The sequence below is a fragment of the Methylobacterium sp. R2-1 genome (genome assembly GCF_014191355.1).
Classification (GTDB): domain Bacteria; phylum Pseudomonadota; class Alphaproteobacteria; order Rhizobiales; family Beijerinckiaceae; genus Methylobacterium.
This window is the reverse complement of the sequence record NZ_JACHWM010000003.1, coordinates 152949-168642: the sequence shown is the minus strand read 5'-3', so window position 1 is coordinate 168642 and position 15694 is coordinate 152949. Positions and strand designations below refer to the sequence as shown.

At 68.6% G+C, this 15694-nt stretch carries 15 protein-coding genes; 7 read left to right on the top strand and 8 right to left on the bottom strand.

The features are described from left to right. Positions 1-33: 33 nt before the first annotated feature. The 6 genes from FHU13_RS05640 to FHU13_RS05615 form a co-directional block, all read right to left on the bottom strand. Positions 34-639: a F0F1 ATP synthase subunit B' gene (locus tag FHU13_RS05640; protein ID WP_210287464.1), complete on the bottom strand. Its 606-nt coding sequence runs from the start codon at positions 637-639 to the stop codon at positions 34-36. Positions 640-751: 112 nt separating this feature from the next. Beyond that, complete coding sequence (locus FHU13_RS05635) at positions 752-979, bottom strand: F0F1 ATP synthase subunit C (RefSeq protein WP_012455237.1); 228 nt, start codon at positions 977-979, stop codon at positions 752-754. Between the two features lie 60 nt (positions 980-1039). Beyond that, on the bottom strand, positions 1040-1795 hold the full coding sequence (locus FHU13_RS05630) for a F0F1 ATP synthase subunit A (protein WP_012455238.1): 756 nt from the start codon (positions 1793-1795) through the stop codon (positions 1040-1042). Positions 1796-1932: 137 nt separating this feature from the next. After that, a complete protein-coding gene (locus FHU13_RS28520; protein ID WP_210287463.1) occupies positions 1933-2109 on the bottom strand; it encodes an AtpZ/AtpI family protein in 177 nt (58 codons plus the stop codon). Positions 2110-2448: 339 nt separating this feature from the next. Then, a complete protein-coding gene (locus FHU13_RS05620; RefSeq protein WP_183434901.1) occupies positions 2449-3102 on the bottom strand; it encodes a DsbA family protein in 654 nt (217 codons plus the stop codon). Between the two features lie 173 nt (positions 3103-3275). Continuing rightward, complete coding sequence (locus FHU13_RS05615; RefSeq protein WP_183434900.1) at positions 3276-3752, bottom strand: DUF721 domain-containing protein; 477 nt, start codon at positions 3750-3752, stop codon at positions 3276-3278. A 180-nt stretch (positions 3753-3932) separates the two neighbouring features. Here FHU13_RS05615 and mutY point away from each other — a divergent pair, with 180 nt between their 5' ends. After that, positions 3933-5147 carry an A/G-specific adenine glycosylase gene (gene mutY, locus FHU13_RS05610; RefSeq protein WP_183434899.1) on the top strand — a complete coding sequence of 405 codons (1215 nt, stop codon included), beginning with the start codon at positions 3933-3935 and terminating at the stop codon, positions 5145-5147. A gap of 68 nt (positions 5148-5215) precedes the next feature. On the opposite strand, the gene FHU13_RS05605 is transcribed toward mutY, so the two are convergent. Beyond that, a complete protein-coding gene (locus FHU13_RS05605) occupies positions 5216-6412 on the bottom strand; it encodes a site-specific DNA-methyltransferase (RefSeq protein ID WP_183434898.1) in 1197 nt (398 codons plus the stop codon). Positions 6413-6841: 429 nt separating this feature from the next. Here FHU13_RS05605 and FHU13_RS05600 point away from each other — a divergent pair, with 429 nt between their 5' ends. The 6 genes from FHU13_RS05600 (at position 6842) to FHU13_RS05575 (ending at position 14379) form a co-directional block, all read left to right on the top strand. Beyond that, positions 6842-7189 carry a septal ring lytic transglycosylase RlpA family protein gene (locus tag FHU13_RS05600; RefSeq protein ID WP_183434897.1) on the top strand — a complete coding sequence of 116 codons (348 nt, stop codon included), beginning with the start codon at positions 6842-6844 and terminating at the stop codon, positions 7187-7189. Positions 7190-7345: 156 nt separating this feature from the next. Beyond that, positions 7346-7663, top strand: coding sequence for a polyhydroxyalkanoic acid system family protein (locus FHU13_RS05595; RefSeq protein WP_017486427.1), 318 nt, complete (start codon positions 7346-7348; stop codon positions 7661-7663). Positions 7664-8033: 370 nt separating this feature from the next. Beyond that, positions 8034-9857 (top strand): ABC-F family ATP-binding cassette domain-containing protein, encoded by a 1824-nt coding sequence (locus FHU13_RS05590; protein WP_183434896.1) that lies wholly within the window; start codon positions 8034-8036, stop codon positions 9855-9857. Between the two features lie 359 nt (positions 9858-10216). Beyond that, a complete protein-coding gene (locus FHU13_RS05585) occupies positions 10217-11872 on the top strand; it encodes a porin (RefSeq protein WP_183434895.1) in 1656 nt (551 codons plus the stop codon). A 246-nt stretch (positions 11873-12118) separates the two neighbouring features. Beyond that, positions 12119-14101: a flagellar motor protein MotB gene (locus FHU13_RS05580; RefSeq protein ID WP_183434894.1), complete on the top strand. Its 1983-nt coding sequence runs from the start codon at positions 12119-12121 to the stop codon at positions 14099-14101. Beyond that, a complete protein-coding gene (locus tag FHU13_RS05575) occupies positions 14098-14379 on the top strand; it encodes a hypothetical protein (RefSeq protein WP_183434893.1) in 282 nt (93 codons plus the stop codon). Before FHU13_RS05580 ends, FHU13_RS05575 begins: the two co-directional genes overlap by 4 nt. Here the strand turns inward: FHU13_RS05575 and FHU13_RS05570 are convergent. Continuing rightward, complete coding sequence (locus tag FHU13_RS05570) at positions 14311-15597, bottom strand: adenylate/guanylate cyclase domain-containing protein (RefSeq protein WP_183434892.1); 1287 nt, start codon at positions 15595-15597, stop codon at positions 14311-14313. The genes FHU13_RS05575 and FHU13_RS05570 overlap by 69 nt on opposite strands. Positions 15598-15694: the final 97 nt, after the last annotated feature.

The window sequence follows — 15694 nt, the reverse complement described above, 5'->3', positions numbered from 1 at the left end:
GGGGGAGGGGCCGGCACAGCGCCGGCCCTCAGGTCAGTGGACGGCGGGTGCCGCGTCGAGGGCGCGGTTCAGGCTCGCGGGGTCGGGAGCCTGACCGGTCAGCCGCTCGACGATGGCCGAGGCGGTCTCGCCGGCGATCGCGCGGACATTGCCCATGGCTTCCGTCGTGCGCGCACGGATGGTCGCCTCGGAGGCGGCGAGACGCTGGTTCAGCTCGGCCTCGAGCGTCTTGCGCTTGGCGTCGGCCTCGGCCGAGAGGCTGTTGCGGGTTTCCTGGGCGATCGCTTGCGCCTTCGCCTGGGCCTCACGCAGAGACTTCTCGTAGGCGGCGCCGGCGGCGTCGGCCTCGGTCTTCATGCGCTGGGCCTCGCCCAGATCGGCCGAGAGCCGGCCGGCGCGGTCACCGAGGATCGCCTCGATGCGCGGCAGCGCGACCTTCGACATCAGGTAGTAGAGCAGGCCGAACGCGAGCGCGAGCCAGATCAGCTGCGAGAGGAAGGTGTGGCTCTCGAAGGGCGGAAAGGCACCGCCATGGCCGCCGGAGGGCTGCTCGGAATGGGTATGGGGGCTCCCGGGCGGGACGATCGTCGTGTCCGCATTCGGGGAGGGAGTCGTGAGGGGATTCTTCTGCTCGGCCATGGCCCTGTCCGGTGACGTCGGAAGGCCGGCTCCGCGGGCGGAGCGGCCGGATCAACGAGCGAGGGCGTGCGAGATGGGCCCTGGGCCGGCTCGCACGCCCTCGAAAGGCACGTCAGACGGCGAAGAGCAGCAGCAGCGCGACGAGCAGCGAGAAGATGCCGAGCGCCTCGGTGAGCGCGAAGCCCAGGAGGAGGTTGGTGCGCTGGCTGTCGGCGGCCGACGGGTTACGCAGCGCGCCCGAGTAGAACTGGCCGAACAGGTTGCCGAGGCCGATGCTGGCACCCGCCATGCCGAGGCAGGCGAGGCCGGCGCCGATGTACTTCGCAGCGACGGGATCCATGAAACACTCCTGAAGTTCGAACGGGGTTCGGTGAGGGCGGAAGGGTCCGGCCGGTTGGGATCAATGGCCGGGGTGGAGGGCGTCGGCGAGATAGACCGCCGTCAGCGTCGCGAAAACGTAGGCCTGAAGGGCCGCGACGAGGAACTCGAGGGCCGTCAGCGCGATGGTGAGCGCGAGCGGCAGGGGCGAGAGCACGCCCCAGGCGCCGGCAACCAGAAGCTGGACCACGAAGAAGGCGAAGATCTTCAGCGCGATATGGCCGGCCAGGATGTTGGCGAAGAGACGAACCGAGAGGCTGATCGGCCGCGACAGGAACGACACGATCTCGATCGGCACCATGATGAGCAGCAGCGGCTTCGGCACGCCCGACGGCACGAACACGCCGAGGAAGTGGGTGCCGTGCTTGGCGACGCCGTAGATCACCACAGTCAGGATCACGACCAGCGCGAGGCCGAAGGTGACAATGAGGTGGCTGGTGACCGCGAAGGCGTAGGGGATCATCCCGAGCAGGTTCAGGATGAGCACGAACATGAACAGGGAGAACACGAGCGGCAGGAAGCGCTTGCCATCCGCGCCGGTCGCCTGATGCACCGTGTCGGCGATGAATTCGTAGAGCGTCTCGGCGAGCGCCTGGAGCCGGCCCGGGACGACGGAGCGCCCGGAAGTCGCTACGATGGTCAGCAACGCGATGATGCCCACCGCGGCGAACATGTAGAGAGCCGATTGCGTGAACGCGAGCTGCTGGTTGCCGATGTGACCCAGCGAGACGAGCGGCTGCAGCTCGAACTGGTGGATCGGGTCGATACTGACCGCCATGTGCCCGCTTCCGCCCCTTTTGTGTGTCGCGCGAGGGAGCCTGAGCGGCTTCCGTCTGTCGCGCGTCGCCCTTACACGATGCCGGGCGAGTCTCAAGACCCTTGAGGCGCCTTGAAGACCTTTACCGGCGATCTTTCTCAGTTTTTCTTGCCGCTGAAGCCGCTGACCCGCATGACGTTGTAGATACCCGTCACGAAGCCCAGCATCAGCAGCACGATCATGCCCCACGGCTTTGTGCCGAAGAGATGATCGACGATGTATCCGAGGATACCCCCGGCGATCACGCCCGCGATGAACTCGGTCGAGAGCCGCATGGCCTGACCGAGCGGGGCAGCCCCGCCGGACGTGCCGGTGCGCGCAGGCCGATCGGAAGCGGCGCTGGGCCGCTTCCCCTCGAGCTGCGTCTCGAGACGCTTGAGTCTCGCGGAGAGATCGCCATCGGCCGGAGCCTTTTCCGGCCCGCTCCCCTTGCCTGAAGGATCACCGCTCACGGGCGACCCCACACTTCGTCGGGAGCGGAGGAAGCCGGCTCAGCCCCTCGGCGCGGCGCACCATAGTTTCGCCAACCTTGAGTGTCAAGGCAACCACGACACCCATTAAGCTGTTGATATATCTTCATAATATTTGTTTTTCCACGGCCTTCTGAAGCCGGATCAGGCCCCCAGGATCGGCTTGATGATCTTCTCCATTTCCTCGATCGAGAGGGCGCCGGCGCGCTTCTCGCCATTGATGAAGAAGGTGGGCGTCGATTCGACCTTGAGGGTGTCGAGGCCACGGGTCTTGACCGCATTGATGGCGGCGTAGGTCTTCTGATCCTTCAGGCAGGCCTCGAACTTCTCCTTCGAGAACCCGGCTTGGCGCAGGATCTGCTCCAAGGCATCGACGGGCGATTGCGGCTTGCGCACGAAGGCCCAGTTCTGCTGCTGGTCGAACAGCAGATCGGTGATCGGGTAGTACTTGGCGTCACCGTCGCAGCGGGCCAGCATGAAGGCAGCCGTGGCGAGCGGGTCGAGGGGGAACTCGCGCAGGGTGAAGCGCACCTTGCCGGTATCGATGTAGCGCTCCTTCAGCACGGGCCAGGTCGTCGCGTGGAAGTGGGCGCAGTGCGAGCAGGTCATCGAGGCGTACTCGATGATCGTCACCTTCGCGTCCGGCGGTCCGAGCCAGACATCGCCGAGGGGGCCAGGCTGCATCAGGGCGGCCGTATCCGCCGATTGCGCCAGCGCCTCCAGGGTCAGGCGGGGCAGCAGGGCGGCGGTGCCGAGGGCAAGGCCGGTCAGTTTCAGGGCGTCGCGCCGGGTGATCATGGCAGGGGCGGGCTCCGTTCGCGGGCCATACTCGGCCCGATACCGCGCAGGATAGGACGGAACGGCTCCGTCCGGCCGAGGGACGCGTCGCCGCACGGCCTTTCCGCAGCCGCTTATCACGCTGCGCTGCCGCCCGCACGTCCTTCAGTTTATGCGTCGCGAGGCCCGCGCCGCTATCGCTGCGCCACCACGGCGATGCCGAGCCGGTCGAGGGCGTCGCGCAGGCGGTCCTCCTCTATGCGCGCCACCGCCAGCGCTACCTCGCCGCGCCGGGCCGGATCGAGAGCCTTTTGCGGCAGGCGTCGGGCCGCCCGCTGCAGCCGATCCTGGCGCAGGACGATCTTGCCGATGCAAGCCCAGCCGTAATGGGCGTTGACCCGCTGGATCACGATCGGCGCGAGGTGCTGGAGTTCGAGGGCGAAGGCGCCCTCCACTCGAACCACCAGAGTGCCGGGTTCCGGCCGCCCCTCGGCGTCACGGCGGGCGCGGCGCGGCCATTCGAGCTTGACCGGCTGGCAGGCACCGGCGAGTCGCGCACCGACGATGTCCGGCCATGCAGCCAGAATATCGGAGGAGGCGAAGCCCTGCGCGGCGAAGGCCGGGCCGATGCAGCCCTCGATCAATTCGCTGAGCGGTTTAACGCGCGCCATCGGCACCCCGGAACACAAGGGCTGCGCGGCGGCGCTCCCCTCCCTCGAACCTACTCGAAGTGTGGCCAGCGTGGGAGTCGGCACCGGCACGCATATGGAGCGACGGCGCAGCCGCGTCACTTTTCGGCAATGGACTCGAAGACGCTTTTTCCGCACCCGCGGTCCCGCTATGGACGGGCCATGCCCGCCGCCTCGGCCGCCGACCTCCTCGCCTGGTACGACCGCCACCGCCGGGCACTGCCCTGGCGGGCGTTGCCGGGTGAAACGCCCGACCCATACCGGGTCTGGCTCTCGGAAGTGATGCTGCAGCAGACCACCGTCACGGCGGTCAAACCCTACTTCGAGAAATTCCTGACCCTGTTTCCGAGCGTGGCGGCGCTTGCCGCCGCGCCGGAAGAGGCTGTGATGTCGGCCTGGGCCGGGCTCGGCTACTATTCCCGCGCGCGCAACCTGCACGCCTGCGCCAAGTCGGTCGCCGACGCGGGCGCGTTTCCCGACACCGAGGAGGGCCTGCGAAAGCTGCCCGGCATCGGCGCCTATACGGCCGGCGCCATCGCCGCCATCGCCTTCGGCCGGCCGGCGGCGGCCGTCGACGGCAATGTCGAGCGGGTCATGAGCCGCCTGCACGCGATCGAGACGCCGCTCCCCGCTGCCCGGGCGCCGATCCGCCTGTTCACCCAGGCTCTCGTGCCGGCCCAGCGCCCAGGCGATTTCGCGCAGGCGCTGATGGATCTCGGCGCGACGCTGTGCACTCCGAAGCGCCCGGCCTGCGCCCTGTGCCCCTGGATGCTGCCCTGCCGCGCCCGCGCCGAGGGCTTGCAGGAGACCTTTCCGCGCAAGGTGAAGAAGGAAAAGGGCGTCCTTCGGAGGGGCGCGGCCTTCGTCGCGCTGCGGGCCGGCGACGAGGCGATCCTGCTGCGGACACGGCCGGCAGAAGGGCTGCTCGGCGCCATGGCCGAACCGCCGACGAGCGACTGGCTGCCCGATTACGACCCGGCCAAGGGCCTGCTCGACGCGCCGCTCGACGCCCGCTGGAAGCGCCTGCCCGGCGTGGTGAAGCACGGCTTCACCCATTTTCCGCTGGAGTTGACGGTGTTTCTCGCCCGCGTCGCGGCGGATACGAAGCCGCCGGAGGGGATGCGCTTCACGCCCCGCCACGCGCTCGGCACGGAGCCGCTGCCCGGCGCGATGAAGAAGGTACTCGCCCACGCGCTCACCGGCTCGGTACCGGTGGCAGCGCCCTTGCCGGTTCCCGTCCGCGAGCCCGATCTCGCCACGATCCCGGAGCCCGAGCCGTCGCCGCGGCGCGGGCCGATCCCGAAGCCCGCCTCGTCGCGGCCCTCGGATCTGGCGCGGATCGTGAAGAAGCCGCCGAAGCCGGTCCAGACACGATAAAGAAAAAGATGCAGGGCTGAAGCCCTGCACCCGCGAAAGGACTTGTCCTTTCGAAACCTCGATGGGCGTTACGCGCCGGTCTGGCCCCGCATCTGCGTGCGAAAATCGTCGATGCAGACGAGGCGGCCGCCGTGCTCCGCGTGCCAGAAGGTCCAGCCGTTGCAGGCGGGCAGGCCCTGCACCAGCGCGCCAACCTTGTGGATCGAGCCCATCGCCGGTCCGACGCTGAGCTGGCCGTCCGGCCGCACCGTCGCGCGGAAGCGGCGGCGCTCGTCGGTCAGCGTCTCGCCGGCGCGCACATGGCCCGCCTCGACCACGCTGAGGAACGGGATGCGCGGCTCGGCCCGCTTCGGGGTGGCGAGCGCCAGCGAGGCCGAGGACAGGGTCTCGATGTCTTGGATCCGGGCCCGCGCCGCGGCGGCGTAGGTCGGGTCGCGCTCGCAGCCGATGAAGTGGCGCCCGAGGCGCTTGGCCACGGCGCCGGTCGTACCGGTGCCGAAGAACGGGTCGAGCACGACGTCGCCGGGATTGGTCGCCGCCAGCAGCGTGCGGGCGAGCAAAGCCTCCGGCTTCTGGGTCGGGTGGACCTTACGGCCCGCCTCATCCTTCAGCCGCTCCTCGCCCGTGCAGAGCGGGATGAACCAGTCCGAGCGCATCTGAAGGTCTTCGTTGCCCGCCTTCAGAGCATCGTAGTGGAACGTGTACTTCGCCTGCGGCGAGCGCGAGGCCCAGATCAGGGTCTCGTGCGCGTTGGTGAAGCGCTTGCCGCGAAAGTTCGGCATCGGGTTGGCCTTGCGCCAGACGATGTCGTTCAGGATCCAGTAACCGAGATCCTGCAACGCGCTGCCGACCCGGAAAATGTTGTGGTAGGAACCGATCACCCACAGCGTGGCGTTCGGCTTCATTACGCGGCGCGCGGCCTTCAGCCAAGCACGGGTGAAGTCGTCGTAGGCGGAAAAACTGGAGAACTTGTCCCAGTCGTCGTCAACAGCATCGACCACGCTCTGATCGGGACGGGTTAGGCCCGCTTCGCCGAGCTGGAGGTTGTAGGGCGGGTCGGCGAAGACGCAGTCGACGCTTTCCGCGGGGAGACGGTCCATGGCGGCGATACAGTCGCCGATCAGGATCTCGTCGAGGGGAAGGGTGTTGGGGAGACGCTGAACGGAGGGTGCGAGACCCATCCGCGGCGCCGACGCGGTCCGCCCGGTACGCGAGACTTGATTCCGGGCGGTGACGCCGACGACCGCGGTACGCGGGGAAGCCATGGCAAACACCGGTTACGCGACTGACACCGGGACCATGCCGCGATCACGGTAAAGGTCGGGTTTGCCGTCGCCGTACGGTTGCGTCTCGATATGGGGCGGCAATTTTTGCCGCCCTCCTCCATGCAACAAATGCAAGGGTACGCCGCCCCCAGGGCAGAGGGCGACGAAGGCTGGCCCAGGCTTTCGCGACGCGCCGGGGCGTGCCGTTGAATGCTTGTCGCGCAAGTTTTGAGGTCTTCGAGGCATGATCCGCACCTAGCGCAACAAGTAATCAATGCTTGCGGCGACAGGGCGGGGGAATGGCTTGATCGATAGTCTTAACAGCAGCCTAACAGCCGGCGCAAAATCGTTGTCTTATTTTGGCCGAGATCAGGCTCATTTTCCGCGGCGCACAATGCACATCGCAAAAACAAGGGAATGCGATCCTTGATGAAGGTTTCCAACCGGACCGTTGCCGCCTGCCTCGCTACCGTCATCGGCGCCCTCGTGACGCTGCCCGCCCAGGCCCAGAGTGGCCAGGCCTCCTGGTACGGAAGTGGCCGGAAGACAGCGAACGGCGAACATTTCAACCCCAACGGATACACCGCCGCTCACCGCAGCCTGCCCTTCGGCACCCGCGTTCGGGTCACGAACCGGTCCAATGGCCGCTCCGTCGTAGTGCGCATCAACGATCGCGGCCCGTTCGTCGGCGGCCGGGTGATCGATCTGGCTCGCGGCTCGGCCCGCGCCATCGGCATGTCGGGCACCAGCTACGTCTCGCTCAACGTGATGCCCTGAGCCGTCCGCGGCGAACCGCTCCGTCTCTGAGACCGACATCCGTTCGCCGAGCGTTGCCGCGGAACCGAGCCGTTCCCATAATTGTCTCATCAGATGACGTGTGTCCCGGATCGTCCGATCCGGGTTCACGCTTTGAAGAGAGGAGAGGGGATCGAGATGGCGAAGCCGATGGTGGTCGAGATTCCGCACGAACTCGGCCGCGACGAAGCCCGGCGGCGCATCGATGAAGGCACCACCCGCGTGCGCGAAGCACTCGGTAAGAGCGGCATCGCCATCAACACCCTGAACTGGACCGGTGACCGCCTCGACTATTCGGTTACGGCCCTGGCTCAGACCGTAGATGGCCAGATCGACGTCGGACAGGACGTCGTGCGCGTCGAGGTGCGCATGCCGTTGCTGCTGTCGATGTTCGCGCAGAAGATCCAGAAGATCGTCGGCAAGGAAGGCAACAAGCTCCTCCTGACCAAGAAGTAGCTGGAACCCGCTTGCCCGCATTCCGTTGGCCCGGACAGCGGCGCGACGGACGCGCCGTCAGCAAGGTGCGCACGAATGGCCAATCCTGGATCGATCCCGGAAACCCCCACACCCGGCCCTGAGATCCCGAATCCGGGAAGTCCCGCACCGGAAACGCCCGGCCCTGCCACACCCGACACGCCGCAGATTCCCGAGCCGGGTCCAGGACCCGAGATTCCCAGCGGAACGCCCGCGGAAGCGCCGGGAACAACGCCGACGGAAATCCCGGTCGAGAGTCCCGGCATCCCAGATTCGACACCGACGGGTCCGGCCAACCCGACCGCCTGAGGCTTCCGTTGTTCAGGGCGGCGGCTGCTGCCATAAGCCCGCCATGGCCGCTCCCCCGCTTCTCACTCTTCAGGACGTCGCACTCACCTTCGGCGGCACGCCGCTGATCGAGCGGGCCGAACTGACGATCGCCCCCGGCGAGCGCACCTGCCTCGTCGGACGCAACGGCTCGGGCAAGTCGACCCTGATGCGCATCGCTGCGGGCTTGGTCGAGCCGGACCGTGCCGTGCGGTTCGTCCAGCCCGGCACCACGATCCGCTACCTCGCGCAGGAGCCGGACTTCTCCGGTTTCGAGACGACGCTGGCCTTCGCGGAGGCTGGCCTGGCACCGGGCGACGATGCGCACCGCGCCCGCTATCTGCTGGAGAGCCTCGGCTTGAACGGCAGCGAGGATCCGCGCCGGCTGTCGGGCGGCGAGGCGCGCCGGACGGCCCTCGCCCAGGCGCTGGCGCCCGAGCCCGACATCCTGCTCCTGGACGAGCCCACCAACCACCTCGACCTGCCAGCCATCGAGTGGCTCGAAGTCGAGCTGAAGCGCACGCGCTCGGCCCTCGTCCTCATCAGCCACGACCGCCGCTTCCTCTCCGCCCTGTCACGGTCCACCGTCTGGCTCGACCGCGGCGTGACGCGGCGGATCGAGCAGGGCTTCTCGAGCTTCGAGGCGTGGCGCGACGCCTTCTTCGAGGAGGAGGAGCGCGACAAGCATAAGCTCGACCGCAAGATCGCCGACGAGGAGCACTGGCTGCGCTACGGCGTCACCGCCCGTCGCAAGCGCAACGTGCGCCGCCTCGGCGACCTGCAGAACTTGCGCAAGCAGAGCCGCGAGCACCGCCGCCCGGTGGGGCAGGCAGTGCTGACGGCGAGCGAGGGCGAGGCGTCGGGCACGCTGATCGCCGAAGCCAAGCACGTCTCGAAGTCCTACGGCGAGCGCCGCATCGTCCACGACCTGACCCTGCGGGTGCTGCGCGGCGATCGGCTCGGCATCGTCGGTCCCAACGGGGCGGGCAAGACCACGCTGATCAACCTGCTGACCGGGGCGATCGCGCCCGATTCGGGGGAGATGCGCCTCGGTACCGGCCTCAACATGGTGCATCTCGACCAAGCGCGCGCCGTGCTGGAGCCGACCGCTACAGTGACCGAAGTTCTGACCGGAGGGCGCGGCGACAGCGTCACCGTGGGCGGGCGGAGCCGCCACGTGATCGGCTATCTCAAGGACTTTCTGTTCAGCCCCGAACAGGCGCGCACGCCGGTGAGCGTGCTCTCGGGCGGCGAGCGCAACCGGCTGCTGATTGCCCGGGCGCTGGCCCAGCCCTCCAACCTGCTCGTGCTCGACGAGCCCACCAACGACCTCGACCTCGAAACCCTCGACCTCCTGCAGGAGATGCTCGACGAGTATGCCGGCACCCTGATTCTCGTGAGTCACGACCGCGACTTCCTCGACCGCGTCGCCGGCAACGTCCTGGTCAGCGAGGGGGAGGGGCGCTGGGTCGAATATGCCGGCGGCTACACCGACATGCTCAGCCAGCGCGGGCGCGGCGTGGAGGCCCGCAGCGACGGGCGTGACAAGCCCCCCCGCGAGCGATCGGAGCCGCGGGAGCAGGCATCCCGGGCGGAGACGACTCCGGCACGGACCAAGCTCGGCTTCAAGGAGCAGCACGAGTTGAAGACGCTGCCCACTCGCATAGCCGAGTTGGAGGCGGGCATCGTCAAGCTGCGCGAGGTTCTGTCCGATCCGGGCCTGTACAGCCGTGATCCGGCCCGCTTCCAGAAGGCGACTACGATGCTCGGTGCCGCCGAATCCGAGCTCGCCTCCGCCGAGGAGCGCTGGCTGATTCTGGAGATGCAGCGCGAGTCGCAGGGCGGCTGAGCACCCTGGCCCGGTGATAAGTCTCGCCGCCGCGAGCCCGAGATGATCCTTCGCGCTGACCTTGCGAGCGGGGAAAACTTTTGCGGGCCGGTAGGGATTAAGTTGCGACGCTGCAACAGATTGCAGCGAAGCCACTTTGTGACACCTCCAAGACAGCCATCCCTGTTGCCCGTACGGCAACGCTCGACCATGGTGCCGCTGCGGACGGGATAACCCCGCTGCGGCTTGGTCAACGCCCGAGTGGGAAAGGCCAGGCTCCAAGGGAAACAAGGACAGGCGGGGATGGCCACTCAGCGGTGGGCACCCAGCCGAAACAGAAGTCCGATCCCGTGGGTCTCGAAACTTCTGGAGGGTTTACCATGAAGCTCGTCAAGAGCCTTCTCCTTGGATCGGCAGCGGGGCTGACCATCGTGGGTGGGGCTCAGGCCGCCGACCTGCCGGTGAAGAAGGCCGCTCCGATTGAGTACGTCCGGGTCTGCTCCGCCTACGGCGCCGGCTTCTTCTACATCCCCGGAACGGATACCTGCCTGCGTGTCTCCGGCCGCGCCCGCGCCGAGTACGGCTACATCGGCAGCGACAACCGTCGCGTCACCGGCGGTGGCGATCTCTCGGGCTTCATCGGCCTTGCCCGCTTCAACTTCGATGCCCGCACTCAGACCGGTTACGGCACCCTGCGCGCCTTCCTGCGTCTCGACGCGGCGAGCCGCACCGGCAACACGAAGATCTCCTCCGGCACGAACCTGCGCGGCGGCTACGCCTTCTCCGGCACCGGCCAGGACCAGTTCGGCCGCATCCAGAACTTCATCAACGTCGACAAGGCGTTCATCCAGTTCGCGGGCCTGACCGCTGGTCGCGCCTCCTCGTTCTACGACTTCTACGCCGCCGACTACGAGATCATCGGCTCCTCGCTCGGCTCCAACATGCCGTCGACCAACCTGCTCGCCTACACGCAGAAGTTCGGCGACGGCTGGACCGCCACGATCTCGATGGAAGACCCGAACTACCGCAAGAACCCGATCTTCTCGAACGCTGTGCCGTCTCCGGCCGCCGGCGCCGGCACGGGTGCGCTCTCGCAGGTCCTCACCACCGCTCCGACCCCGATCATCCTCGGCACCGACGCCGTGGGCAACGCCACCTCCGTCGCCTTCATCGACGCCGTGCAGCGCTCGCGCATGCCCGACTTCGTTGGCTCGCTGCGCTACGACGCTCCGTGGGGCTCGGCTCAGCTCTCCGCTGCCGTCAAGGACATCAACACCGGCGGCTTCATCTCGACGCTCGGCGTCCCCGGCACTGGGGCCACGGCGAATGCCAACGCTCAGGCTCTGCTGGCGGCTCGCGGCATCAGCACCGGTTCGCAGACCGACTACGGCTGGGCGGTTCAGGGCGGCGTGAAGTTCAACCTGCCCTTCATCGCTCCGGGCGACGGCCTCTACCTCCAGGGTTCGTACGGCGAGGGTGCCTCGTTCTACACCGGCATCAACCGCTTCACCGCCGGCTACCTCAGCAACGCCTCGGTCTACGCCGGCAACCCGTTCAACCAGTACCTCGCCGACGCGGTGGTCAACCCGCTGACCGGCAAGATCGAGCTGTCCAGCAGCTTCACGGCGGTGGCCTCGTACCTCCACTACTGGTCGCCGGAGTGGCGTTCGGCCTTCTACGCCAGCTACGGTGAGATCTGGTTCCCCCAAGGTGCCCGTCAGGCCACCAGCCAGGCGAACGCTCTGGTCAACAGCCCGTCGACCGTCGCGCCGCCCTCCTACCTCACCAACGCCGCCGGTTATAACCTGAGCCAGTCGCTGCGCGACACCTACCAGATCGTCACCGGCGCGAGCCTGATCTGGTCGCCTGTCAAGGATCTCGATATCGGCGTCGAGGGCCAGTACATCAAAACGGGCGTCCGGAGCGGCCGCGTCTCCGACGGCGACAAGGGCACCTTCGTGAACAACGTCCCGACCCGCACCGTCAGCAGCGAGGACGTGTTCCAGGCCCGCTTCCGCGTGCAGCGCGACTTCTAAGTCGAACCCGCGGCAGGCCGAGGGCCTGTCGCACCAAACCTTCAGCCTCCGCGCGTATCGGGGAACGAAGACGCAAGACCTCCAGACCCCGGCTTCACGGCCGGGGTTTTTTCATGTTCCGCGAGGAGCCGAGACAGGCACACGGGTCCGGACGCCGGGGCGGCCGAGGAAGCACGCGGCCTTCAAAGCGCCCCGATGACCGTGTTTTCTGACCATCATCGCCGGCCGCCGAGGAGGTCGAGCCCCATGTCCGCGCCTTCGCCACCGTCATCATCGCCGCACAGCCCGCCATCGCGGTCGCGCCTGATCCGCGCCGGCTGGCTTGCCGGCCTTCCCATCCTCCTCCTGATCGCAGCCGCAGCCGTTTACCTCGGCCTATCGCGCGTCACGGCGCGCCTGGAACGGCAAGCGTCGGAAATCGCTGCCGCGACCGGGGATGGACAGCCCGAGCCTTGGCTGCGGGTCTCAGTGACGGGTCGCGACTTGACCGCGTCGGGCGAGGTGCCGGAGGCCGCCCAGCGGGAGGCGGTCGTCGGCCGGCTCGCCGCGATCGAGGGGATCCGCCGCCTCACCGATCGGACCGGCGTGATCGAGGAAGTGTCCCCCTTCGTCTGGTCGGTGGAGCGTCCGGCTGCCGGGCGGGTCGAGGTCAACGGAAGCCGCCCGGCCGAAGTCGGCGCCTTCGAGCTGGCGCAGCGCCTGAAGCCGGCCCTGCCGCGCGACGCCACCTTGAGCGACCACGCCCGTGCCGCGCGGGGTGCGCCGCGCGACTTCCCTGATGCGGCGGCCTTCGCCGTCGAGCGGCTTCAGGATCTCACCACCGGCGCCGTCGCCACGCTCAACGATACCGTCATCTCGATTCGCGGCGAGGCGGCGAGTCTCGCCGCTTACGATGCCCTGCGCACGGCGCTCGCGACCCCGCCGCAGGGCTATACTCTCGGCACGGTCGACATCACGCCGCCGGTGGTCCCGGATTTCCGCTTCGGCGTCACCCGCCGGCCGGACGGCAGCCTCGAACTCGACGGTCACGTCGCCTCGGAGAGTGCCCGCGAAGAGATCCGCTCCGCCGCTGCGGAAGCCGCGGAGGGAGCGGCGATCGATGATCGACTGCGTGATGCCCGCGGCCTGCCGCAGGGCGTCGATGGACCGGCGCTGGCCCGCTTCGTCTTCAAGCTCGCGGGATTGCTGCACGAGGGACATGTCAACTTCGAGGGCGCGGCCATCTCGGTCGAGGGCAACGCCCTGGACTCCGGAGCGGTCAACGAAGCGGAAACGCTGATGCGTGATGCCCGTCCCGCCGGAATCGCCGCGGGCCGGGTGGCGCTCACCGCACGCGCCATCGTGCCTTACGTCCTGCGCATCCGCCGCGGCGCCGACAGCGTCACGGTGAGCGGCCATCTGCCGGATCAGGCGAGCCGAGAAACGCTGCTGGCCCGGCTCAACCCGCGCTTCTTCCGCGAATCGATCCACGACCGCACGCGGCTGGCGGACGGTGCCCCGGCGGGTCTCGCCGCGGCACTTGCGGCCGCGGTCGATCCGTTCTCGACGCTGGCGAGCGGCGAGTTGACAATCACCGGCACCAGCCTGCGCTTGACCGGCACGAGCCTCTATCCCCAGAGCGCCGCCCGCGTCGGCCGGACGTTGCCGCAGGCGCTGCCGGCCGGCTGGAGCGCGACCGTCACCATCGCGTCGGACGAGGTTCCGGCGGCGACGGCCGACGCGGGCGCCTGCGGACAGCGCCTCGCCGAGCGCACCGCCGGCCATCCCCTGCGCTTCGCCCCGGGCAGTACGGCGCTCGCTCCCGAGTTCTATCCGGTTCTCGACGCGGTCGCGGCCCTGGCCCGTTCTTGCCCGGGCGAGCGGATCGAGGTCGTGGGCCATCTCGACCCGGCCGGGGCGAAGCCCGCGGCCCAGGCCGATCCGGTCGCCGAAGAGGCGGTGAAGGAGACAGCGCCCAAACCTGCCAAGCCGGACATGAAGAAGGACGCAAAATCCGGCAAGGCCAGCAGGGGCAAGGCGGAGACGAAGGAGGCGGCCAAACCCGAATCGAAGCCTGAGAAAACCGAGGTCGAGCGGACGGAAGCCGGCGCCGACCTCGCACGGGCACGGGCGCTCGCGGTGGTGGACTACCTTCAGAAAGCCGGCGTGCCGCTGGAGCGCGCCGCCGCGCCTGCGGGTGTCGCACCGCTCTCCGACCGGCAGGGAATCGGCCTCAGCCTGCGCTCGTGATCCTGCTCGTCTCCTCGCTCTGGCCGGCGCTGGCGGCGGCGCTGGTGCTCGGTCTCGTCGTCGGCGCGCTCACGGGCCTTCCTCGGGGGGGCTTCGCCCTTGCTGCGGCCGGGCTTCTGCTCGTCGGCCTCGCAATCCTGGCCGGTCTGTCGACGCTGCGAACCGTGCCCGGCGAGTCCGGCCTCTGGATCGAGACGGGCGCGCTGGTGCTAGGCGCTTACCTCGCGGGCTGTGCTGTGGGCGGGCTCGGACGCGCCGTCTCCGGCCGTCCGCTCTGACGGACCGGCCACTTCCGCCGCCAGCCCCCAGATCCGCTGCTTGCGTCCGACGCCGCGCAGGGCAAACTCCCCGACCGGGAGGAGGGCGCCCGAGCAGCGCCGGGCGAAGGCATCCGAGAGGAGCAGCGGGCGCTCCAGTTCATCGCAGAGCCGCTCGATCCGGCTCGCCTCGTTGACCGCGCGCCCGATCACCGTGAAGTCGAGGCGCCGGTCCGTGCCGACATTGCCGGAGACGACGCGCCCGTAATGCAGCACGATATCCGCTTCCAGGGGCGGCAGGCCGCTCTGGCGACGGGACGCGTTCAGTCCGGCATTGCGCGCCAGTGCCTCGCGGGCCGCGTCGAGCGCACCCGTGCAAGCCGGGCAGGCGAGGGCGTCCGGCTCGGCCACAGGAAAGATGGCGAGGAATCCGTCGCCGAGAAACTTCGAAATCTCGCCGCCGTGGCGCTGCACCGGCTCGCCGAGGGCATCGAAATGCTCGTCGAGCCAGCCGACGACCTTCAGCGGGTCGTCGCGGTCCGCCACCGCCGTGAAGCCGCGCAGGTCCGCGAGCAGGATCGCGGCATGGACCACGGTGCTCTGCCCACGCCGCATCTCGCCCGCGAGCACCCGCGCACCCGTCGCCGGCCCGAGATAGGTGCCGAGCATCTCGCGCATGGTGTGCGATAGGCTCAGCTTGGCCGTGACGAGGGCAATCACCGGCACGAGCCCGGCGACCACCGCCTGCTCCGCCTCGCTGAAGCCGCCGGGACGGTCGGTGGCAAACGAGATGCCGACCCCCTCCATGGCGCTGCCGGGCGCGAACGCGGCGGCATGGAGCAGGTAATCGGTGGCACCCGCCTGCCTCAGCTCAGTGAGAAGCGGAAGGTCGGGCCACCCGCTCGCCCGGTCGAGCCGCCATCGCACGAAGGCCAGATCATTCGCTCGCAGCCAGCCGACGGGGCTGCGGAAGAACGTGTCCTCGCCCTCCGGCCCATGCACCGTCGGGAACAACGCCATGCCCTGCCCACGTCGCCAGGCAAGGCTCACTCCGCGGAACACGGGGTCGATCACCGGCACCGCGAGGCTGAGGCGCCAGAGTGGGAGTCCGGCTGCGACCAGCGCCTCGCAGAACTCCGCGATGAGAGCGTCCGCGTCGTCCGATTCCGTCGCCCGCACGATGAGGCGGGCTTCGATGCCGCGGAGGGCAGAGGCGGAGATCAGATCTGTGATGGCCATGTCGAGCCAACTCTATCGGCGCCCATGCCGCGATCCAAAAGCAGTGGGCGGCCCATGCCTGTGGGAAATCGATCGTACATCCGCCTTGCCCGGACCG